Raw genomic sequence first — 20,758 nt, 5'->3', positions numbered from 1 at the left:
ACTAGCGACAATGGGGCACGGCAGATTGTCGTCGTCGGAGGAGGCTTCACGTGCGGGACCTGGTCGAGATCGGGATGGGCCGCACCGCGCGGCGGGCGTATGACCTCGACGACGTCGAGATCGTGCCGTCACGGCGGACCCGGTCGTCTTCGGTGGTGTCCACCTCCTGGCAGATCGACGCCTACCGCTTCGACCTGCCGCTCGTCACGCACCCGACGGACGCGATCGTCTCGCCCGGCACCGCGGTCGCCGTCGGCGAGCTGGGCGGCCTCGGCGTGCTGAACGCCGAGGGACTCTGGGCGCGGCACGCGAACGTCGAGGAAGCCATCTTCCAGCTGGTCCGCGCGGCCGAGGACCTCGAGGACCCGACCGCGGTCGGGCGGGTGCTGCAGGAGCTGCACGCCGCCCCGGTCCGGCTCGACCTGCTGAGCGAGGCCATCAAGACGGTCCGCGAATCCGGCGTCACGGTGGCCGCGCGCGTCAGCCCGCAGCACGCCGCCGAGCTGACCCCGGACCTCATCGCGGCGGGCGTCGAGATCCTGGTCGTGCAGGGCACGATCATCTCGGCCGAGCACGTCCAGCGCGACGCGGAGCCGCTGAACCTCAAGGAGTTCATCGGCCGCCTCGACGTCCCGGTGATCGCGGGCGGCGTCAGCGACTACCGCACGGCGATGCACCTGATGCGCACGGGCGCGGCCGGCGTCATCGTCGGCCACGGCTACACACCGGGCGTCACCAGCACCGACCGCGTCCTCGGCATCGGCGTCCCGATGGCCACGGCGATCATCGACGCGGCAGCGGCCCGCCGCGACTACCTCGACGAGACGGGCGGCCGCTACGTCCACGTCCTGGCCGACGGCGGCATGACGACGTCGGGCGACATCGCGAAGGCGATCGCGTGCGGCGCGGACGCCGTGATGCTGGGCTCACCGCTGGCCGCGGCTTCGGACGCACCCGGGCAGGGCCTGTACTGGACGGCGGCGGCCGCGCACCCGTCCCTGCCGCGTTCGCGTGTGGCGGCGGGGCCGGATTACGCGGTCGACCTGAAGACCCTGCTGTTCGGCCCGTCGTCGGACGCGGAGGGCGTGGTGAACCTGTTCGGGGCGCTGCGCCGGGCGATGGCGAAGACGGGCTACTCGGACCTGAAGGAATTCCAGCGGGTGGGCCTCACCGTCCGTCGCTGACGGCGTTGCCGTCCTGGTCGAGGCCGCGCTCGACCACCCCGCCCACCGCCGTGCCGGGCGGAGGTGATCGCGAGCCTCACTGGTTCGGGCCCGCCTCCGCCGCGCGGTGGCGAAGACGGGCTGTCCGGGGAGCCGGCCTCACCGTCCGTCGGTGAGGTGGTCGAGGAACGCGGTGAACGCTCTCGCCGAATACACGAGCACCGGGCGGGCGGCCATTGCCGCCTGCTTGGTGTCCCGCACACCGACCACACCCGGGCCGGTGCCCACCTCGACGCAGGCGTTCTCCTCGAAGTGGCTGTGGCTCGACTTGCGCCAACCGGTGAGCTTTCGTGGGCTCATCGTGGTGCCTCCTGGGATCGTGTCCCGCTCGGCGGTGAATCGCCGACGTGGACATCGAGCACTCTGATAAGTACCCACCCGCGGCGCTCATGTAAGCGTCCAGAAGAGTGACTGGCGAGTAACTTACCTCTGGTCAGAACTGGGACCCCGGGTTACGCTCCTAGGTGTGACTGCCAGTAACACCACCACCAGTGCGGGTGGCCCCGACTACGACGTCGTCGTGGTGGGGTCGGGGTTCGGCGGCAGCGTCGCGGCGCTGCGGCTCACCGAGAAGGGCTACCGGGTAGCCGTCGTCGAGGCCGGGCGGAGGTTCGCCGACGACGAGTTCGCCAAGACGTCGTGGGACCTCAAGCGCTACCTCTGGGCGCCGCAGGTCGGCTGCTACGGGATCCAGCGCATCCACATGCTCAACGACGTCATGGTGCTCGCGGGCGCCGGCGTCGGGGGCGGGTCGCTCGTCTACGCGAACACGCTGTACCGGCCGCTCAAGCCGTTCTACCGCGACCGGCAGTGGTCCCACATCACCGACTGGGAGGCCGAGCTCGCGCCGCACTACGACCAGGCGAGCCGGATGCTGGGCGTCGTCACGAACCCGACGATCACGCCGTCGGACGTCGTGATGCGCGCCGTCGCCAAGGACATGGGCGTCGCCGATTCGTTCCACCCGACGCCGGTCGGGGTGTACTTCGGCAAGCCGGGGGAGCGCGCGAAGGACCCGTACTTCGGCGGCGCCGGACCCGAGCGCGTCGGGTGCACCGAGTGTGGCTCGTGCATGACCGGCTGCCGCGTCGGGGCGAAGAACACGCTGGTCAAGAACTACCTGTACCTCGCCGAGCAGGACGGCGCGCAGGTCATCCCGCTGACGACGGTGACGTCCGTGCGCCCGGTCGAGGGTGGCTACGAGGTCGACCTGAAGAAGACCGGGACGACGTCGAAGCGGTTCCGGACGACGATCACGGCCGAGAAGGTCGTCTTCGCGGCGGGCACCTGGGGCACGCAGAACCTGCTGCACAAGATGAAGGACACCGGCACGCTGCCGAAGCTCTCGCGCCGGCTCGGCGAGCTGACCCGGACGAACTCCGAGGCCATCATCGGCGCCGCCCGGACCGACGTCGACGAGAGCCGGAACTTCAGCCGCGGGGTCGCGATCACGTCGTCGATCCACCCGGACGAAAACACCCACATCGAGCCGGTCCGCTACGGCAAGGGCAGCAACGCGATGAGCCTGCTGCAGACGATCGCCACGGACGGCGCTTCGCCGGTGCCGCGCTGGCGGCAGGCCGTGAGCTTCATGGTCAAGCACCCGTTCCAGACGGCGAAGCTGCTCAACGGCTACCGCTGGTCCGAGCGCACGGTGATCCTGCTGGTGATGCAGAGCCTGGACAACTCGATCACGACGTACACGCGCCGCGGGCTGTTCGGCCGCCGCAAGTACACGTCCAAGCAGGGCCACGGCGAGCCGAACCCGAGCTTCATCCCAGCCGGCCACGAGGCCAACGAGCGCACGGCGGGCCACATCGGCGGCATCGCGGGCGGCACGTGGGGCGAGATCTTCGACATCCCCCTGACGGCCCACTTCATCGGCGGCGTCCCGATCGGCGCGACCCCCGACGAGGGCGTCATCGACCCGTACCACCGGGTCTTCGGCTACCCGGGCCTGTCGGTGGTCGACGGCGCGGCGATCACGGCCAACCTCGGCGTGAACCCGTCCCTGACGATCACGGCGCAGGCGGAGCGGGCGTTCTCGTTCTGGCCGAACAAGGGCGAGGCGGACGCCCGGCCCCCGCAGGACGCGGCTTACGCCCGGCTGGAGCCGGTGGCCCCGAAGAACCCGGCGGTGCCCGCGGACGCCCCGGCAGCCCTGCGGCGGAGTTAGCTGATCGTGCCTGCAACCTGCCCGTGACCGAGAACACCGGCAGCTGTTCGGGCTGGGTGACCCGATGGCCTCCACCATCAGGCGAAACCTGCAGCTCAGGCGGCAGATTTTGTTCACGCAACAGGACATGGCATCGCTCGGAAGTGCGCAAGCGGAGGAAGACACGGCCCCGAGCAGGACGCGCTGCAGGATGTGCAGCAGCACACACAGGCTTCTGGTGGTGATCAGGGGCGCGCTTTCCAGCACCCCGCCCCTGATCGCACTGACCTGCTGGTCCACGAACGGCGGCGTCACCGATCGGTTTGCCTCCTAGACTCGGGGCCGTGACGACGGCATCGGAAAAGGCGCACGCGCTCCTCGACGGAGTGCGCACACTCGACGACGAATGGGCCCGGGCCATCGGTGGCCTCGGCGAGCCCGAGCTGCGCGCACCCAGTGCGCTGCCCGGCTGGTCGCGGGCGCACGTGCTCGCCCACCTCGCCCGCAACGCCGACGGTCTCAAGAACCTGCTGAGCTGGGCGGAAACCGGGGTCGAGACGCCGATGTACGCCAGCGTCGAAGCCCGGGAAGCCGACATCGAGGCCAGTTCCCAGCACTCCGCCGCCGAGATCCTGGCCGACTTCGTCGCCTCCGCCGGGCGGTTCGAGCAGTACGCCGCGGGCATGCCGGACGATGCCTGGGCGCGTGAGGCCCGCAACCGGCAGGGGGCGCCGGTCACCGGGGCCGTCGTCGCGCGGATGCGGTTGTCCGAGCTGACCATCCACCTCGCCGACCTCGACCGCGGGTACGACCTCGATCGCGTGCTCGGGCTGCTCGGCCCGCTCACCGAAGACGTCGTGCAGCACGCCATCAGCTCCCGCAGCGCGCACCTGCCCGCGTTGCGCCTGGTCGCCGACGGCTTCGAATGGACCATGGGTGCCACGCCCGGCGCGACCGTCACCGGGACCGGCGGGCAGCTGCTGGCCTGGCTCAGCGGGCGCTCCGACGGGTCGGCGCTGGACGGCGCCGTGCCGCGGATCCCCGCCTGGTCCTGACCGCCACCGCCCGGCGCCGCCGTGGTGCGGGCCGCCCTGCCGCCGACCTAGACTGGGCGTCCCGGCCCCGAGGAGTCCGCTGTGGACAGTGAGCACGACCAGGCGCAACCCGCCGGACGGCCGCGCGTCCACCACCGTGTGGACAGAAGGACGTTCCTCCGGGTGGCGGGGGTGTCGGCCGCCGGTGCCGTCGCCGCCGCGTGCGGGCCGGGCGGCTCGCCGTCGCCCGTCGCCTCGAGCGCGCCGGTGCCCACGACCTCCGCGCCGCCCAGCTCGCGGCTGCCCACCGGGCCGCCGAACTGGGACGACCTGCGCGGCAAGCTGACCGGGAACCTGCTGCGCCCGGGCGCCGACGGCTACGACACCGCCAAGCGCGCGTTCAACCAGCTCTTCGACAACAAGAACCCGGTCGCGGTCGTGACGGCGTCGACCGCCCAGGACGTCCAGGCGAGCGTCCAGGCCGTGGCCGGGCGCGCGTCCATCGCCGCGCGCAGCGGCGGCCACAGCTACGCCGGCTACTCGGTGCCCGACGGCGGGCTGGTCGTCGACGTCGCCGGGCTGGACAAGGTCGAAGTCCAGGGCAGCCAGGCCGTCATCGGCGCGGGCGCGAAGCTCAAGGACGTCTACGCCGCGCTGGGCCGCGCCGGGCGCGCGCTGCCCGCCGGGTCCTGCCCGACGGTCGGGATCGCCGGGCTGACCCTCGGCGGCGGCATCGGCGTGCTCTCCCGCAAGTACGGCCTGACCTGCGACCGCCTGAGTTCGGCGCAGGTCGTCATGGCCGACGGCCGGCTGGTCAAGGCGTCCGCCGACACCGAGCCCGACCTGTTCTGGGGGCTGCGCGGCGGGGGCGGCGGCAACTTCGGCATCGTCACCGAGTTCACCTTCGACACCGACCCGGCGCCGGACCTGACGGTCTTCTCGCTGCACTTCCCGGCCGGGTCCGCGGCCGACGTGCTGAACGCGTGGCAGCAGTGGATCGCCGCGATGCCGCCGGAGCTCTGGGCGAACTGCGTGCTTTCGGGCGGCTCGCCGGTCCAGTGCCGCGTCGGCGGCTGCTACGTCGGCGGGGCGGCCGGGCTGAACACGCTGCTCACCAACCTGACCACCAACGCCGGCGCGCGGCCGACCCAGCGCACCGTGAAGAGCCTCGACTACCTCGGCGCCATGAACTACTTCTCCGGCAGCTCCAACCGGCAGTCGTTCGTGGCGTCGTCGCGGATCGTCACGAGCCCGGTGGACGCCGCGAAGGTCGTCGCGCTCGCCGACGGCCGCACCGGCACCGACCTGCTCATCGACGGCCTCGGCGGCAAGGTGGGCGAACCGGCGAAGGACGCGACGGCGTTCTGGCACCGCGACGCGCTGGCCAGCGTCCAGATCTACGCGCCCGCGACGGCGAAGACCCAGCAGAAGGTCACGCAGTCGGTCGGGGAGGTCGCCGCCGGGCTCGCCGCGGCCGGTGCCGGTGGCGGGTACGTCAACTACATCGACCCGGCTCTGGCCGACTGGAAGACCGCCTACTACGGCGACAACGCCAAGCGGCTGCAGGACGTCGCGAAGAAGTACGACCCCGACAACGTCTTCCGGTTCGGGCAGAGCGTCAGGAGCTGACCAGCGGAGCGAAGCTCCTCCGTTGAGGGTGGTGGCGGGGGCATGGATGGACTAGAGGTCGATGCCGGTGAAGACCGTGACGCGCTCCTCGGTCAGGTCGTGCATCGCCGCGAGCACGCCTTCGCGGCCGACGCCGGAGCCCTTCACCCCGCCGTACGGCATCTGGTCCGCGCGGTAGGACGGCACGTCGCCGATGATCACGCCGCCGACCTCGAGCTCGGCCGACGCGTGGAACGCCAGCTGGACGTCGGTGGTGAAGACGCCGGCCTGCAGGCCGTACGCGGAGTCGTTGACCGACCGGAACGCGGCGTCCACACCGTCCACAACGGACACCGCGAGGACCGGGCCGAAGATCTCTTCGTTCCACGCCTTGGTGTCCGGCGGGACCTCGGTGAGCAGGGTCGGGGCGACGGTCGCGCCGTCGCGGGTGCCGCCGGTCAGCACCTTCGCGCCCGCCTCGACGGCTTCGTCCACCCACGCGACGATCCGTTCCGCGGCGGCTTCGTCGACGACCGGGCCGACGTCGGTGTTGCGGTCGTACGGGTCGCCGGTGCGCTGCGCCTCGACGGCTTCCAGCAGGGCGGGCACGAACTCCTCGGCCACGGCGGCGTCCACGATCACCCGCTGCACCGCGATGCAGGACTGGCCGGCCTGATAGTTGCCGAAGGTGGCGATGCGGTGCGCGGCGCCTTCGGGGTCGGGCCAGTCGCGCAGCACGACGGCCGCCGCGTTGCCGCCGAGTTCGAGCACGACGTGCTTGCGCGGCGCCGCGTCCTTCAGCGACCAGCCGACCGGGCCCGAGCCGGTGAACGACACCACGGGCAGCCGCGGGTCGGCGACGAGTGCCTTGGTCTCCTCGTTCCCCAGCGGCAGCACCGAAAACGCGCCTTCCGGCAGGTCCGTCTCGGCCAGGATCTCGCCGAGGACCAGCGCCGACAACGGGGTCCGCGGCGCGGGCTTGACGATGATCGGCGCGCCGATCGCCAGCGACGGCGCGACCTTGTGCGCCACCAGGTTCAGCGGGAAGTTGAACGGCGCGATGCCGAGCACCGGCCCGCGCGGGACGCGGCGGGTCAGCGCCAGCCGCGCCTCGCCCGCGGGGTCGGTGTCGAGGCGCTGGACGTCGCCGGTGAACCGGCGGGCCTCCTCGGCGGCGATGCGGAACACCGAAACCGCGCGGGTGACCTCGGCCTCGGCCCACTTGAGCGGCTTGCCGTTCTCGGCCGTGATCACCTCGGCGATCTCCTCGGCACGCGCGGCGAGCACCCGGGAGACGTGGTCCAGCGCGCCCGCGCGGACGTGCGCGGGCGTACCGCGGAACTCGCGCGCGACCGACGCCGCGGCCGCGACCGCGCGCTCGACCTGCTCCGGCCCGGGCACGGCGACCGTGGCGACCTCGCTGCCGTCGTACGGGTGGTGCACGACGAGGGTGGTGGCGCCCGCCTCGGGGCGGCCGGCGATCCAGGCGGGGCGCGGCTCGGGGGTGATCATGTCCATGCGCACCAACGTAATCCGGGTGGCGGGCCGGGCGTGGGACCCCCACCCGGACGGGTCACGGCTTGATGAGCACCTTCAGCGCTTCGCGGTCCGCCATCGCGCGGTAGCCGTCCGGCACGCCCTCGACGTCGATGGTCCGGTCGAAGACGCGACCCGGCCGGTACCTGCCCTCGAGGACGTCCGGCAGCAGCTCGGGGATGTAGTGCCGGGCGGGCGCGACGCCGCCGGTGATGGTGACGTTGCGGCGGAAGACGCCGACGCCGGCGGGCGCGTCTTCGTACTGCGGCAGCCCGACGCGGCTGACCGCGCCGCCCGCGCGCACGACGCCGACGCCCATCTCGAACGCGCCCTTCGTGCCGACGCACTCGAGCACGGCGTGCGTGCCCTGGCCGTTCGTCAGTTCGCGCACCTTCTCGATGCCTTCGTCCCCGCGCTCGGCGACGACGTCGGTCGCGCCGAACTCGCGGCCGAGGTCGGTGCGGGCCCGGTGCCGTCCCATCAGGACGATCCGGTCGGCGCCCAGGCGTTTCGCCGCGAGGACGGCGGAGAGCCCGACCGCGCCGTCGCCGATCACGGTGACGTTCTGGCCTTCGCGCACGCCCGCCTTCACGGCGGCGTGGTGGCCGGTGGAGAAGACGTCCGACAGCGTCAGCAGGGACGCGAGCAGGTCGTCGTCCTCGGTGTGCGGCAGCTTGACCAGGGTGCCGTCGGCCTGCGGCACGCGCACGGCCTCGCCTTGGCCCCCGTCGACGCCCTTCGCGCCCCAGCCGCCGCCGTGCAGGCAGGACGTCTGGAGGCCTTCGCGGCAGAACTCGCAGGTGTTGTCGGACCAGACGAACGGCGCGACGGCGAGGTCGCCCTTCTTGAGGGTGGTGACGTCGGCGCCGGTCTCTTCGACGACGCCGAGGAACTCGTGGCCGATCCGGCGCCCGTGCTCGCGCGGCGGCATGTCGGCGTAGGGCCAGAGGTCGCTGCCGCAGATGCAGGACCGCACGACCCGCAGGATGACGTCGGTGGGCTCGGCCAGTTTCGGGTCCGGCACGGTCTCGACCCGGACGTCGCCGGCGCCGTAGATGACTGTCGCTCGCATGGTGGTGCCTTCCCTGGGCTGAACGTGACAAACGTCGGGGGTGTGGCGGCGGGGACGCGCCTAGATTTTCGTCCATGAGCGCGCGCGCCGCATCCCGCAACCCGTTCGCGGCCCTCACCGGGCCCACCCGCCGTCCGTACCTGACGGCCGCGGTGTTCGCGGTGACACTGGCGTGCGGGATCGCGCAGCTGGCAGTCCGCGGGCTCTACGACCACGTCGTCCGCGACGCGGCCGGCATCGACGCGGGCGAGTGGTACCGCCTGGTGACGGGCATGTTCTTCCAGGACGCGTGGGCGTTCGGCCTGGTCTCGAACCTGCTCTGGCTGGCGGTGTTCGGCACGCTCGCCGAGCGCGTGTTCGGCCGCGCCCGCTGGCTGCTGCTGTACTTCGGCTGCGGCCTGTTCGGCCAGTTCACGAGCTACGTCTGGCTCAACCCGGTCGGGGCGGGCAACTCGATGTGCGTGGCGGGCCTGATCGGCGGCCTGGCGGCGGTGGTGATGACGGCTTTGCGCCGCTACGGCGTGGTGCTGCCGATCCAGTTCCGGGTCATGGCGTTCGCGGTGCCGGTGCTGGCCGTGGTGGACACGGTCGCGCACGACAACCACGGCGTCCCGGCCCTGCTCGGCCTGGCCCTCGGCTTCCTGGTCCTGCCCCGCCGCCCGGTCGTGGGTGTTCAGGAGGGTTAGCACCCTTCTGAACACCCACGAGGCGGTCCGTCAGTCGGGGTAGTGGCCGCCGAGCCGGCACCAGTGCGCGACCAGGTGCGGCTGCGGCGGCACCGCCAGGAGCTCGGCGAGGTCCGCTTCGGCCTGGCGGGCCGCGGCCTCGGCGCGGGTCCACTCCAGGTCCTCGTCCGCGCTCTCGCACCGGTCCGCCCGGGCCAGCGCGGCGGCGATCCGGTCGCAGCGCAGCTCGTCCGCCCGGCCCAGGTCCTCGGTGTGCCGGGCGTCGAGGATGATCCCGCTGCCCGAGCGCGCGCCGTACCGGACGGCGATCCGCAGGAGGTCGGCGCTGAACTCGCGCGTCTCCGCGGGCACCCACGACAGCCGCTCCCAGTCGGGCGGGGGCTGGTCGTCGGCGCGGCAGACCACGTAGCCGGGCACGTCACACCAGGTCAGCGCGCCTTTCGGGCGGAGTCGGTAGAGCATGCGCAGGTCCCCCTCGGAAGCCGTTCTCGATACCCGTGAATCGGGCCGACGGTGACTCCCCGTTACAGCTCACGGCTGCGGTACAGGTCGCGCAGCAGGAGGACTTCGGCGCAGTGGTGGATCATTTCGCGGTGGATGTGCAGCACCAGCGTCGCCATCGGGTACTGGGCGTACGGCCCTTCGGCCGGTCCGCACGGGCGCGCCAGGGCCCCCTCGTCGAGTGACTTCACCCCTTCGACCCACCGGGCATAGCACTCGTCCAGCGCCGCCATCGCTTCCGCGGCCGTCCCGGGGTACGGGTAGCCGTCGTAGGTCATCGCCGGGCCGCCGAAGTGCGACGCCGTCCGCATGCCCAGGACGCCGACCAGGACGTGGTTGAGCCGCCACGCGATCGTCGTGACCGGCGGCGGAGCCGGTTCGGGGAAGGCGAAGTCGATGGTGAACGGGCCGGTGCCGGGCTCGTCGTCCGACTTGCGCGGCCGCACGGTCCAGCAGCCCGCGACCGGCTCCCAGAGGTACTCCTCGTCGGTGAGCCCCTCGAGCTTCGGGCGCGTGTGCACGTTCCAGTGGAAGTCGAGCTGGTCGGTCAGTTCCTTGGTCCAGTTCACAGCCATACGCGGACCGTAGGCCCGATCGCGGACAGGGGCGGCCCTGAATCCCGGGTGACCCAGCCCACCTGGGACGATGGACCTCGATTCCCGCTTCTCGCCAGGAGGTCGTCAGGTGCCCAACCCCACCGGTCCGGTTCTCGTCGTGGACTTCGGGGCGCAGTACGCGCAGCTGATCGCCCGGCGCGTCCGCGAGGCGCAGATCTACTCGGAGGTCGTGCCGCACAGCGCGTCCACCGAAGAGATCCTCGCGAAGAACCCCGCGGCCATCATCCTTTCCGGCGGCCCCTCGAGCGTGTACGCCGAAGGCGCCCCGGGCATGGACCCGAAGCTCACCGAAGCGGGCGTCCCGATCTTCGGCATCTGCTACGGCCACCAGCTGCTCGCCAGCGCGCTCGGCGGCGTCGTCGAGCCGACCGGCGTCCGCGAGTTCGGCCGCACCGAGGTCCGCGTGACCGGCGACGGCGGCGTCCTGCACGCCGGCCTGCCCGCGCACCAGCCCGCGTGGATGAGCCACAACGACAGCGTCACGAAGGCCCCCGAGGGCTCGGTCGTCACGGCCTCCTCCGACGGTGCCGAGGTCGCCGGCTTCGAGGACGTCAAGCGTCGCTTCGCGGGCGTCCAGTACCACCCGGAGGTCGCGCACTCGCCGCACGGCCAGGAGGTGTTGCGCCGGTTCCTGCGCGACATCGCCGGCATCGAGCCGCAGTGGACGACGTCGTCGATCGTCGAGGACCAGGTCCAGCGGATCAGCGACCAGATCGGCGACGGCCGGGCGATCTGCGGCCTCTCCGGCGGCGTCGACTCCGCGGTCGCGGCCGCGCTGGTCCAGCGCGCCATCGGCGACCGGCTCACGTGCGTGTTCGTCGACCACGGCCTGCTGCGGGCGGGCGAGCGCACCCAGGTCGAGCAGGACTTCGTCTCCGCCACCGGGGTCAACCTGGTGACCGTGGACGCGCGCGAGCGCTTCCTCGGCGCGCTCGCCGGCGTCACCGACCCGGAGCAGAAGCGCAAGATCATCGGCCGCGAGTTCATCCGCGTCTTCGAGCAGGCCGAACGCGACCTCAAGGCCCAGGGCGACTACAAGTTCCTGGTCCAGGGCACGCTCTACCCGGACGTCGTCGAGTCCGGCGGCGGCGAGGGCGCGGCCAACATCAAGAGCCACCACAACGTCGGCGGCCTGCCGGACGACCTCGAGTTCGAGCTGGTCGAGCCGCTGCGGCTGCTGTTCAAGGACGAGGTCCGCAAGGTCGGCACGGAGCTGGGCCTGCCCGAGACGATCGTCCAGCGCCAGCCGTTCCCCGGCCCCGGCCTGGGCATCCGCATCATCGGCGCGGTCGACCAGGAGCGCCTGGACACCCTGCGCGCGGCCGACCTGATCGCGCGCGAGGAGCTGACGGCGGCCGGGCTGGACCGCAGCATCTGGCAGTGCCCGGTGGTGCTGCTCGCGGACGTCCGCAGCGTCGGCGTCCAGGGCGACGGCCGGACCTACGGGCACCCGGTGGTGCTGCGGCCGGTGTCGTCCGAGGACGCGATGACCGCGGACTGGACACGCCTGCCCTACGACGTCCTGGAGCGGATCTCCACGCGCATCACCAACGAGGTGGCGGAGGTCAACCGGGTGGTACTGGACGTGACGTCCAAGCCGCCGGGCACCATCGAGTGGGAATGAGTCCACTGTAGACAGGACTCGAGGCCCCGGCGTGGGATCCGGGGCCTCGAGAGTGAGTGGTGTTCCTGAATCAGCGTCGGCGTTTGCCGCCGAAGGAAGCGCCGAGGAGCAGCAGCCCCACGAACACCGCGCCGCCGGCGATCACCCAGCGGAAGTCGAACGAGGGCAGCCAGCTCGCGCCGTCCGAGAGGACGTAGGCCGAGACCAGCAGCGTCGCGATGCCGACGATCAGGGTGAAGACGTTCACGCCGCCGCGCTTGGCGGGCTGGGTGTCCGCCGGTTCGTCGTAGACGTAGGGGTTCTGCTCAGCCACGTCGCACCTCCACGCTGCCCACGCTGTTGTCCACCTTCAGGGTGATCTTCTGGCCGCCGACGCCGTCGGAGCCGTTGTCCGTGCCCTTGAGCGCGCCCTGGCTGATGCCGTCGGTCGAGTGGTCGAAGCAGTCCGCCGAGCCGGCGCCGGTGTGGCACTCGTAGGTGACGTCGGCGTCCTTCGGCACGATGACCTTGGTGTCGCCGGCGCCGTTGGTGATCGTCGTCGAGTACGGGTCGCCGAGGGGCAGCTGGGTCAGGTCGATGTCGATGTCGCCGGCCGCGTGCTGGTAGAGCGGCCGGACGTCGGCCACCGTGCGCGGGGTCTCGGTGATGTCGCCGACGCCGCCGCGGAAGTCGAGGTTTTCGAACGGCGCCGTCGTCAGGACCATCCCGACGATCGCCAGCGGCACCGCGAGCCCGATCAGGCCGCCCCCGCCGCGGGCGAAGGCACCGGCGACCAGGCCGATGCCGACCACGCCGAGCACGAGCCCGATGATGTGCTGCGCGGAAAACCAGTCCGCGCCGTTGAGGTTCAGCAGCACGCCGGCGCCGGCGGTCAGCACGGCGACCGCGAAGGTCACCGAACCCACCTTGGAGTGCGGCCGCCGCTCAGGGGCCCGGTAGGACGGCGGCGGCGTCGGCCGCGGCGGCTCGGGCGCCGCGTCGGGCAGGTCCCAGCCGGCCGGGTCGGCGGCGAGGGGGTCGAACCCCCGCGACGGCGACGGCGCCTCGGCGGTGTCGGTCATGGTGAAGGCTCCGTTCCCGGTGAAGGCCTCGGTCCGCGCCCCGGTCACGACCGGCGCCGGCCGGTTCAGGTGCCCGCGGCTGCGGTGCAGCAGGTAGAGAGCGGTGGAGATGAGCGCGAAGCCGATCAGGCCGCCCCCGTCGAACCAGGTGGAGCTGAACATCCCGCCGGCACTGACGACGGTGAGCACGGCCAGCACGACGGCGAAGGCGGGCGACACCGACGACCGGCCCCGACCGATGAGGCCTTCGAAGCCGGACACCTCGTCGTTTTCGCCGGGCAGGAACAGCCACGCCAGCAGGTAGAAGGTCAGCCCGAAGCCCCCGAAGACAGTCGCGACCACCAGCGCGATCCGCACGACGACGGGATCCACCCCGTACCGGTACCCGATCCCGGCCGCCACCCCGGCGACCTTCCGCCCCGCCTGCGGCCGCCGCGGCCGGCTGACCCAGAAGTCCTTGACGGTCTCCTCGAAGCCGTTCAGCACCCCCGGCTTCGACGACCGGCTTTCACTCGCACCACTCATACCGAAGAGCATGCGGCACGGGCCGCGGCGGGACATCCGGGATGGTCCCTGAGGTTTCCCGGAGAGGGTCGCGCAACGGCCGGCTCCCCGGCGCGACGATCCGGGGGATCGTGCTGTGGCGGCGAAAACAGGCCCGTTAAGCGCGGTAGGCGTGCCTGCGTACCCCACGGACGCTTCGGCGGTACCTGCTACTCCGTGCACGGCGCCCGCGCCGCCGCTGTCGTCACGACTTCGACGTTCACGAAGGGCCACGCAATGGATCAGGGGTTTCCCCGATGCAACCCCACGCCCCTGCGTGTGACCATGGAGCACGTGCAGGACTCCCTCGACCTCGTGCCCACCGACCAGGCGGTCGTCGTCTCGGACAGGCCCAAGATGTTCCGGCGGCGGTCCGGGCGGGCGATCGCGGGGGTCGCCGGTGGGCTCGCCGATCACCTCGGGGTGCCGGTGCTCTGGGTGCGGACGGCGTTCGCGCTGCTCGCCGCGCTCAACGGGGCCGGGTTGCTCGCCTACGGGCTGCTCTGGGTGTTCGTGCAGCAGCAGGCTCAGGAAGCCGCGGAAGCACCGGCGCCCAAGGAACGGCAGCAGGCGTTCGGCCTGATCGCGCTGGGGGTCGGCCTCGCCGTCGCCAGCGGGACGCTCACCGGGTTCATCAGCGGCTGGGTGGCCGTGCCGCTCGCCGTGGCCATGATCGGTCTCGCGGTCGTCTGGCGGGAGGCCGACGAGTCGCAGCGCCGCCGCTGGCGGGTCGGGGCGAAGGACGGCTTCGCGGGCGCCTTCCTCGGCGGGGGCGGCTGGTCGGCCGCCATCCGGATCGTCGCCGGCGTCGCGCTCGTGATCACCGGCATCACCGTCGTCGTGCTGCGCAGCGGCACGCTCGACCAGGTCCAGTTCGCGCTGATCGCCGTCCTCGCGACGTTGATCGGCGTCGCCGTGCTGACCGTGCCGTTCTGGCTGCGGCTGGTCCGCGACCTCTCCGACGAGCGCAAGGCCCGCATCCGCACCGACGAGCGCGCCGAGATTGCCGCCCACCTGCACGACTCCGTGCTGCAGACCCTCGCCCTCATCCAGAAGCAGAGCGAGCAGCCCCGCGAGGTCGCGCGGCTGGCCCGCAGCCAGGAACGCGAACTGCGCGGCTGGCTCTACGGCCCCAACGGCTACGGCAAGCCGGTCGAGAACGCGGAGGAAGCGACCGGCCAGCTGTCCGAAGCGCTCGCCACGGCGTGCGGCGAGGTCGAGGACACCTTCGCCATCTCCGTCGGCCAGGTCGTCGTCGGCGACGCCGAACTCGACGAGGCGCTGGTCGCGCTCGTCCAGGCCGCCCGCGAGGCCATCGTCAACGCCGCCAAGCACGCCGGGGTCGACGAGGTCAGCGTCTACGCCGAGGTCGAGCCGACCGCGGTCACGGTGTTCGTCCGCGACCGCGGCAAGGGCTTCGACCCCGACCTCGTCCCGGACGACCGCCACGGCCTCGCCGACTCCATCCGCGGCCGGATGACGCGGCACGGCGGCACCTGCAAGGTCCGGACCGCGCCGGGCGAGGGCACCGAGGTGCAGCTCGCCATGCCGGTGAAAGCGGGCAAGGGAGCGGCGTGAGGCGGCTATGCTCGACGACGTGACGGACAGCCAGCGTGAACCGGTCAAGGTGTTCCTCGTCGACGACCACGCCCTGTTCCGCGCGGGGGTGCGCACCGAGCTCGACTCGATCACCGACGAGGTCCGCGTCGTCGGTGAAGCCGGGTCGGTCGCGGAGGCGGTCGCCGGCATCGCGCGGACGAAGCCGCAGGTCGTGCTGCTCGACGTCCACATGCCCGACGGCGGTGGCGCCGAAGTGCTGCGCCGCGTCCGCCCGGAGCTGCCGGACGTCGTCTTCCTGGCGCTTTCGGTCTCGGACGCCGCCGAGGACGTCATCGCGGTCATCCGCGCCGGCGCCCGCGGCTACGTGACGAAGACGATCTCGTCGAAGGAACTGGTCCGCGCGGTGGTCCGCGTCTCCGACGGCGACGCGGTGTTCTCCCCGCGCCTGGCCGGCTTCGTCCTGGACGCGTTCGCCGACCGCCCGGGTTCGGCCCCGATCAACGACCCCGAGCTCGACCTGCTGACCCCCCGCGAGCGCGACGTCCTGCGCCTGCTGGCCCGCGGCTACGCGTACAAGGAAATCGCGTCGGAGCTGTTCATCTCGGTGAAGACGGTCGAGACGCACGTCTCGAGCGTGCTGCGGAAGACCCAGCTTTCGAACCGCTACGAGCTCTCCCGCTGGGCCTCCGACCGCCGCCTCGTCTAGACCCGTTCCAGCACCGGCTCCACCGGCGCCCGCTTCGGGAGCCGCGTCAACGCGACCCCGCCGAGCACGACCACCATGCCCGCGATCACCCGCAGGTGCAGCTGCTCGCCCAGGAACAGCGCGCCGAGCAGCACCGACACGATCGGCAGCAGGTAACCCACCACCGACGCCGCGACCGCGCCCTCGCTCGCCAGCAGCTGGTAGTTGAGCGCGAACGCGAAGCCCGTCGACCCGATCCCCAGCACCAGGATCGCGAGCAGCGGCCCGGTCGACACGTGCACCGGCGTGAACCCGCCCGCCGGCAGCGCGAGCACCAGCATCCCGCTGGCCAGCAGCATCTGGCCCGCCGAAGTCGCGTACGGCGACAGCGACGAGTCCGACAGGTACTTGCCCTCGTAGACGAACGCGAAGCCGTAGCTGGCCGCCGCCGCGAGGCACGCCAGCGCGCCCCAGCTCAGCAGGCCCGACGCCTGCCACGGCGCGAAGATCAGCAGGATCCCGCCCAGCCCGATCAGCAGCCCCGCCAGCCGCGCGCCGCTCATCCGCGACGACGTCCCCATCAGCGGCGCCGCCAGCAGCACCCACAGCGGCGTCGTCGAGTTCAGCACGCCGGTGATCCCCGAATCGACCGTCGTCTCGCCGATGGCGAACAGCAGGAACGGCAGCGCGTTGTGGAAGAACGCCGCGACGGCCAGGTGCCCCCACATCCGGCGGTCGCGCGGCAGCTTCGCCCGCTGCAGCCGGCACAGCACCAGCAGCATCGCCGCACCCAGCACGAGCCGCGCCAGCACCAGCTGGACCGGCGAGAACATCCCCAGCCCCAGCTTGATCCAGAAGAAGCTCGAGCCCCACATCAACGCCAGCGCGCCGATCCGCAGCAGGGTCTTCGTCTCGCCCACCCGGTCCTCCTTCATGATCCGACGTCAGCTTCACGCCAACCAGACGTAAGGACAAGCGAAATTAACTGCAGGAACACTTAAGCTCAGCTGTACGATCGGGCCATGCTCGACGTCCGCCGCATGCAGGTCCTCCGCGCCGTGATCACCAGCGGGTCGATCACCGCCGCGGCCCGCAACCTGGGCTACACGCCGTCCGCGATCAGCCAGCAGCTGTCCGCGCTGGAACGCGAAGCCGGCACCGAACTCCTCGAACGCGTCGGCCGCGGTGTCCGGCCGACGCCGGCGGGCGCGCTGCTGTCCCAGCACGCCGAGACCCTGAGCACCGAGCTCGCCCGGGCCGAGGCGGCGCTGGCCGAGCTCAAGGAGGGCCGCACCGGCCGCGTCTCGATCCGCTACTTCGCCACGGCGGGCGCGTCGCTGGTGCCGCCCGCGATCGCCGCGGTCCGCCGCGAACACCCCGGCGTGCACCTCGACCTCAAGCTCGTCGAACCCGACGACCCGATGACGGACGTCGAGGCGGGCAAGGCCGACGTCGCGATCACCGTCTTCCCGCGCAAGACCCCGCCGGGCAAGGGGGTCGAGCTGATGCACCTGCTCGACGACCCGTACCGCGCCGTGCTGCCGAAGGCGCACCCGCTGGCCCGCAAGCGCGTGCTGGACCTGACGGAGTTCGCCGAAGAGCCGTGGGTCGGCGTCGACGGCCTGCCCGGCATCTGCCGCGACATCCTGGACAGCGCCTGCGCGTCCGCCGGGTTCGCGCCGAACGTCGTCGTCGAGTCCGAGGACTACCAGACGGCGCAGGGGTTCGTCGCTGCCGGCATCGGCGTCGGCCTGATCCCGGAACTCGGCCTCGGGGCGCTGCACCCCGGCGTCGTCGTCCGCCGGATCCGCAACCCGGAGCCGGTCCGCGCGATCCACGCCGCCGTCGCGTCGCGCGCGGCGGGCCACCCGGCCGTCCGCACGCTGCTGGATGCCATGCGTGCGGCGACCGCCAAGGTGGCCTAGACGAAGAACAGCTCCGAAACGAGGATGCCGACCAGCACGGCCGCGAGGATCGCGGCCACGGTGACCAGCGTCTTCTTCGACACCGGCAGGTTCCAAGCCTCGGCGGGCCGGGCCGGCGCGGCGGGTGCCGGCGCGTACTGCGCCGCCGGCGGCGGAACCGGCTGCATCCGCTGGGTTTCCTCCGCCGCGGAGAAGCCGGGGGGCGGCGGGGGGACCGGGATCTGCTGCTGGAACTGCGGGCCCGACGGCGGCATCGGCGGCGCCGCGGGCACCAGCCCCGGGTTGAACGGCGGGGCCGGCGGGGGCGGGGGCGGCGGCATCCCGGGCGCGGTCGGCGGGATGAACGCCGTCTCGCGGCCTTCGGTGATCGCCTTCAGCGAGCGGACGGTGTCCGCCATCGTCGGGCGCGTCTTCGGGTCCGGGCGCAGCATTTTGCGCAGCGCCTCGGTGAGCACGCCCGCGTTCTGCGGCGGGCGCTCGGACGACTGGCCGTCGTCGCCGAACGGCGGCACGCCCTCCACCGCGGTGTAGAGCGTCGCGCCGAGCGAGAAGACGTCCGCGGCCGGCGTCGGCGGCAGCCCGCGCACGACCTCCGGCGCCACGTACGCCGCGTGGGGCCCGCCGCCGCTGATGCCGATGTCGGTGAGCTTCACGCCGCCGTCGTCGGCCAGCAGGACCGTGCCCGGCTCGAGCGTGCGGTGCACGAACCCGGCGGTGTGGATCGCGGCCAGCGCGTTCCCGAGCTGGATGCCCAGCGCCGCCGCCTGGTCCGAGGTGAGCCTGCCGTGCTCGGCGAGGAACGTCGCCATGCTGCGCGAGGGGATGTACTCCATCACGAGCCAGACGTCCTGGCCCTCCGGCAGCACGTCGAACACCTTGATCGCGCTCGGGTGCTCGATCCGGGCCGCGTCCTTGCCCTCCTGCATGGCGGCCGCGCGCGCCTGCTCGGCGCGGTCACCGCCGCCGACGGGCAGGTACATCCGCTTCATCGCGACGGTGCGGAACAGCCGCGTGTCGAACGCCAGCCACACGATGCCCGCGCGGCCGCGGCCGATCGGCTGGTCCAGCCGGAACCGGCCGCCGACGATGGTGCCTTCAGAACTCAAGTCGGATCCTCGGTCATCCGCCGGCGGCTGGTGTGGTCGACCCGGCCGGCGTTGTCGTGTCAGGCGGCGTGGTGGGTGTGGTTGTCTCCGGCGGAGTCGACTTCGGCGTCGTCTTCGGCGTCGTCGGCCTCTCCGTCTCGGTGGCCCGCGACGTCGTCTTCTTCGACGACGACGTCGCTTCCTCCGTGCTCGACGGCAGGTCGACCGTGCTGGTCGGCAGGTCCGTCGTCGACGGCAGCGACTCCGACGTCGCGGCGGGCTTCGGCTTGCTGCTCGACACCGGCGCGGCCGGGGCCTCCGGGTTGTTCGGGCTCAGCAGCCAGACGACGAGGGCGACCAGGCCCACGACCACGACGCCGCCGATGATCGCCGGGCGCTTCCACGCGCCGGGCTTCTCGTCGTCGTCTTCGGGCCGCTGCTGCGGGCGGGGCCGCGGCGGGGGCGGCGGGGCCGGCTCGTCGTCGTAATCGTCGTAGTCGTCCGCGTACGCGTCCTGGCCGTGCGGCGGCACCGGCACCGCGCGGGTCGCGGCCAGCCCGGGCGGCACGCCTCCGTGGCGGTTGTCCTCGGGGTAGGGGTCGTACCCGTCGTAGTCGTCTTCCGGGTAGCCGGTGCCCTCCGGGTAGTCGTCCTCGTCGTAGTACGGGACGGCCTGCGTCGGCGCCTGCCCGTCGAGCAGGCTGCCCGAGTGCCCGGCGGGGATCTCGTCGAACATCTGGGTCGCGTTCGGGTCGGCGAGCGCGGCCCCGCCGAGGACGCCGGCGGCCGGCGCCAGCATGGTCTCCTCCGCCGGGCCGCCGAGTGGCGTCTCACCGCGCGCGACGGCCGCGAGCAGCTCCTCGCACTCCTCGGCGGTCGGCCGGTGCTCGACGTCCGGGTGCAGCAGCACGGCCAGCACGCTGGCCAGCGGCCCGGACTGGCGCGGCGGGTTGATCTGCCCGGCCGCGACCGCGTGCAGCAGGCTCAGCGTGTTCTCGGACAGCCCGAACGGCGGCTGGCCCTCGCACGCGGCGTACAGCGTGGAGCCGAGCGAGAAGACGTCGGACTCCGGGCCGGGGTCGCCGCCGATGGCGACCTCGGGGGCCAGGTAGGCGGGCGTGCCGGCGATCATCCCGGTCTTGGTGACCGTGACGTCGTCCTTGGCGCGGGAGATGCCGAAGTCGGTGATCTTCACGGTGCCGTTGCCGGCGAGCAGGATGTTGCCCGGCTTGATGTCGCGGTGGACGATGCCGACCGCGTGCGCCTCGCGCAGCGCCGCGGCGACCTGGGCGCCGATGCGCGCCACCTCGGTCGGCGGCAGCGTGCGGCGTTCCTGCAGCACGGCGGCCAGGCTGGTGGAGTTGAGGTACTCCATGATCAGGCAGGGCTGGCCGTTGTCGTCGGTGACGACGTCGAAGACGGAGATGGCGTTCGGGTGGTGCAGCCGCGCCGCGATCCGGCCCTCGCGCATGGTGCGCTGCCGGGCGTCTTCCTTGTCGTGCTCGTCCAGGTGCGGCTGGAGCAGGAGCTGCTTGATCGCCACCGTGCGGCCCAGGACCTCGTCGTGCGCCTGCCAGACGGCCCCCATCGCGCCCGTGCCGATCCGGCCGACGATGCGGTATCGATCGGCGACCAGACGACCCTCGTCGCTCACGCGACCTCCCTTTGGGCTCCGACTTCACCAGGGCGTGAGGATAGGTGCCTGGTGACGCGGCCGCGAACACGCCGCGTCGCTGGAGCGTATGCACATGTCGTGGGCTCTGTGCCGGCTTTTCCGAGACCGGCCCGTGACAAGGCTAGGCGCTCACTCTGCGCACACGAATCCGGCACGGGCACTTGAACC

At 72.3% G+C, this 20,758-nt stretch carries 19 protein-coding genes; 9 read left to right on the top strand and 10 right to left on the bottom strand.

Going from position 1 to position 20,758, the window contains the following annotated elements; all coding sequences use genetic code 11:
- Positions 1-50: 50 nt before the first annotated feature.
- The gene (locus MUY14_RS32955; protein WP_247014977.1) at positions 51-1,184 is read left to right on the top strand and encodes a GuaB3 family IMP dehydrogenase-related protein; all 1,134 of its coding nucleotides are present in this window, start codon (positions 51-53) and stop codon (positions 1,182-1,184) included.
- 138 nt (positions 1,185-1,322) lie between these two features.
- On the opposite strand, the gene MUY14_RS32950 is transcribed toward MUY14_RS32955, so the two are convergent.
- Positions 1,323-1,523: a DUF397 domain-containing protein gene (locus MUY14_RS32950; RefSeq protein ID WP_247014975.1), complete on the bottom strand. Its 201-nt coding sequence runs from the start codon at positions 1,521-1,523 to the stop codon at positions 1,323-1,325.
- Between the two features lie 166 nt (positions 1,524-1,689).
- Here MUY14_RS32950 and MUY14_RS32945 point away from each other — a divergent pair, with 166 nt between their 5' ends.
- The 3 genes from MUY14_RS32945 to MUY14_RS32935 all read left to right on the top strand — a co-directional run bounded on the left by MUY14_RS32945 (position 1,690) and on the right by MUY14_RS32935 (position 6,041).
- Positions 1,690-3,399: a GMC family oxidoreductase gene (locus MUY14_RS32945; RefSeq protein ID WP_247014973.1), complete on the top strand. Its 1,710-nt coding sequence runs from the start codon at positions 1,690-1,692 to the stop codon at positions 3,397-3,399.
- Between the two features lie 323 nt (positions 3,400-3,722).
- Entirely contained in the window at positions 3,723-4,433 is a 711-nt protein-coding gene (locus MUY14_RS32940; protein ID WP_247014971.1) for a maleylpyruvate isomerase family mycothiol-dependent enzyme, read from the top strand.
- Between the two features lie 81 nt (positions 4,434-4,514).
- Complete coding sequence (locus MUY14_RS32935; protein WP_247014969.1) at positions 4,515-6,041, top strand: FAD-binding oxidoreductase; 1,527 nt, start codon at positions 4,515-4,517, stop codon at positions 6,039-6,041.
- A 51-nt stretch (positions 6,042-6,092) separates the two neighbouring features.
- Here the strand turns inward: MUY14_RS32935 and MUY14_RS32930 are convergent, their stop codons facing one another.
- Both MUY14_RS32930 and MUY14_RS32925 read right to left on the bottom strand, forming a co-directional pair.
- Positions 6,093-7,538 (bottom strand): aldehyde dehydrogenase family protein, encoded by a 1,446-nt coding sequence (locus MUY14_RS32930; protein WP_247014967.1) that lies wholly within the window; start codon positions 7,536-7,538, stop codon positions 6,093-6,095.
- Between the two features lie 55 nt (positions 7,539-7,593).
- Positions 7,594-8,628, bottom strand: coding sequence for a zinc-dependent alcohol dehydrogenase family protein (locus MUY14_RS32925; RefSeq protein WP_247014965.1), 1,035 nt, complete (start codon positions 8,626-8,628; stop codon positions 7,594-7,596).
- A gap of 74 nt (positions 8,629-8,702) precedes the next feature.
- Here MUY14_RS32925 and MUY14_RS32920 point away from each other — a divergent pair, with 74 nt between their 5' ends.
- Positions 8,703-9,314 carry a rhomboid family intramembrane serine protease gene (locus tag MUY14_RS32920; protein ID WP_247014963.1) on the top strand — a complete coding sequence of 204 codons (612 nt, stop codon included), beginning with the start codon at positions 8,703-8,705 and terminating at the stop codon, positions 9,312-9,314.
- 30 nt (positions 9,315-9,344) lie between these two features.
- On the opposite strand, the gene MUY14_RS32915 is transcribed toward MUY14_RS32920, so the two are convergent.
- Both MUY14_RS32915 and MUY14_RS32910 read right to left on the bottom strand, forming a co-directional pair.
- Complete coding sequence (locus MUY14_RS32915) at positions 9,345-9,776, bottom strand: hypothetical protein (protein WP_247014961.1); 432 nt, start codon at positions 9,774-9,776, stop codon at positions 9,345-9,347.
- A 62-nt stretch (positions 9,777-9,838) separates the two neighbouring features.
- The gene (locus MUY14_RS32910; protein WP_247014959.1) at positions 9,839-10,390 is read right to left on the bottom strand and encodes a DinB family protein; all 552 of its coding nucleotides are present in this window, start codon (positions 10,388-10,390) and stop codon (positions 9,839-9,841) included.
- A 109-nt stretch (positions 10,391-10,499) separates the two neighbouring features.
- Between MUY14_RS32910 and guaA the strand changes: the two genes are divergently transcribed.
- Positions 10,500-12,056, top strand: a complete 1,557-nt coding sequence (gene guaA / locus MUY14_RS32905; RefSeq protein WP_247014956.1) for a glutamine-hydrolyzing GMP synthase — start codon at positions 10,500-10,502, stop codon at positions 12,054-12,056.
- Between the two features lie 70 nt (positions 12,057-12,126).
- Here the strand turns inward: guaA and MUY14_RS32900 are convergent, their stop codons facing one another.
- A complete protein-coding gene (locus tag MUY14_RS32900; protein ID WP_086856211.1) occupies positions 12,127-12,369 on the bottom strand; it encodes a hypothetical protein in 243 nt (80 codons plus the stop codon).
- Positions 12,362-13,642 (bottom strand): PspC domain-containing protein, encoded by a 1,281-nt coding sequence (locus MUY14_RS32895; protein ID WP_247014954.1) that lies wholly within the window; start codon positions 13,640-13,642, stop codon positions 12,362-12,364. Before MUY14_RS32895 ends, MUY14_RS32900 begins: the two co-directional genes overlap by 8 nt.
- Before the next feature lie 303 nt (positions 13,643-13,945).
- On the opposite strand from MUY14_RS32895, the gene MUY14_RS32890 reads away from it, so the two are divergent.
- Together MUY14_RS32890 and MUY14_RS32885 are read left to right on the top strand one after the other, a co-directional pair.
- Positions 13,946-15,238, top strand: coding sequence for an ATP-binding protein (locus MUY14_RS32890; protein ID WP_247014952.1), 1,293 nt, complete (start codon positions 13,946-13,948; stop codon positions 15,236-15,238).
- Positions 15,239-15,245: 7 nt separating this feature from the next.
- Positions 15,246-15,926, top strand: coding sequence for a response regulator transcription factor (locus MUY14_RS32885; RefSeq protein ID WP_103353375.1), 681 nt, complete (start codon positions 15,246-15,248; stop codon positions 15,924-15,926).
- Here the strand turns inward: MUY14_RS32885 and MUY14_RS32880 are convergent.
- On the bottom strand, positions 15,923-16,825 hold the full coding sequence (locus tag MUY14_RS32880) for a DMT family transporter (protein WP_247014950.1): 903 nt from the start codon (positions 16,823-16,825) through the stop codon (positions 15,923-15,925). The two genes, MUY14_RS32885 and MUY14_RS32880, sit on opposite strands and share 4 nt — an antisense overlap.
- Positions 16,826-16,927: 102 nt before the next feature.
- Here MUY14_RS32880 and MUY14_RS32875 point away from each other — a divergent pair, with 102 nt between their 5' ends.
- Positions 16,928-17,830 (top strand): LysR family transcriptional regulator, encoded by a 903-nt coding sequence (locus MUY14_RS32875; protein WP_247014948.1) that lies wholly within the window; start codon positions 16,928-16,930, stop codon positions 17,828-17,830.
- On the opposite strand, the gene MUY14_RS32870 is transcribed toward MUY14_RS32875, so the two are convergent.
- A complete protein-coding gene (locus MUY14_RS32870) occupies positions 17,827-18,936 on the bottom strand; it encodes a serine/threonine-protein kinase (protein ID WP_247014946.1) in 1,110 nt (369 codons plus the stop codon). The two genes, MUY14_RS32875 and MUY14_RS32870, sit on opposite strands and share 4 nt — an antisense overlap.
- A 13-nt stretch (positions 18,937-18,949) precedes the next feature.
- Positions 18,950-20,569 (bottom strand): serine/threonine-protein kinase, encoded by a 1,620-nt coding sequence (locus MUY14_RS32865; protein WP_247014944.1) that lies wholly within the window; start codon positions 20,567-20,569, stop codon positions 18,950-18,952.
- Positions 20,570-20,758 lie beyond the last annotated feature (189 nt).

The organism is Amycolatopsis sp. FBCC-B4732, assembly GCF_023008405.1.
In the GTDB taxonomy this organism is placed as follows: domain Bacteria; phylum Actinomycetota; class Actinomycetes; order Mycobacteriales; family Pseudonocardiaceae; genus Amycolatopsis; species Amycolatopsis pretoriensis_A.
This window is presented reverse-complemented; position numbering and strand designations above follow the sequence as displayed.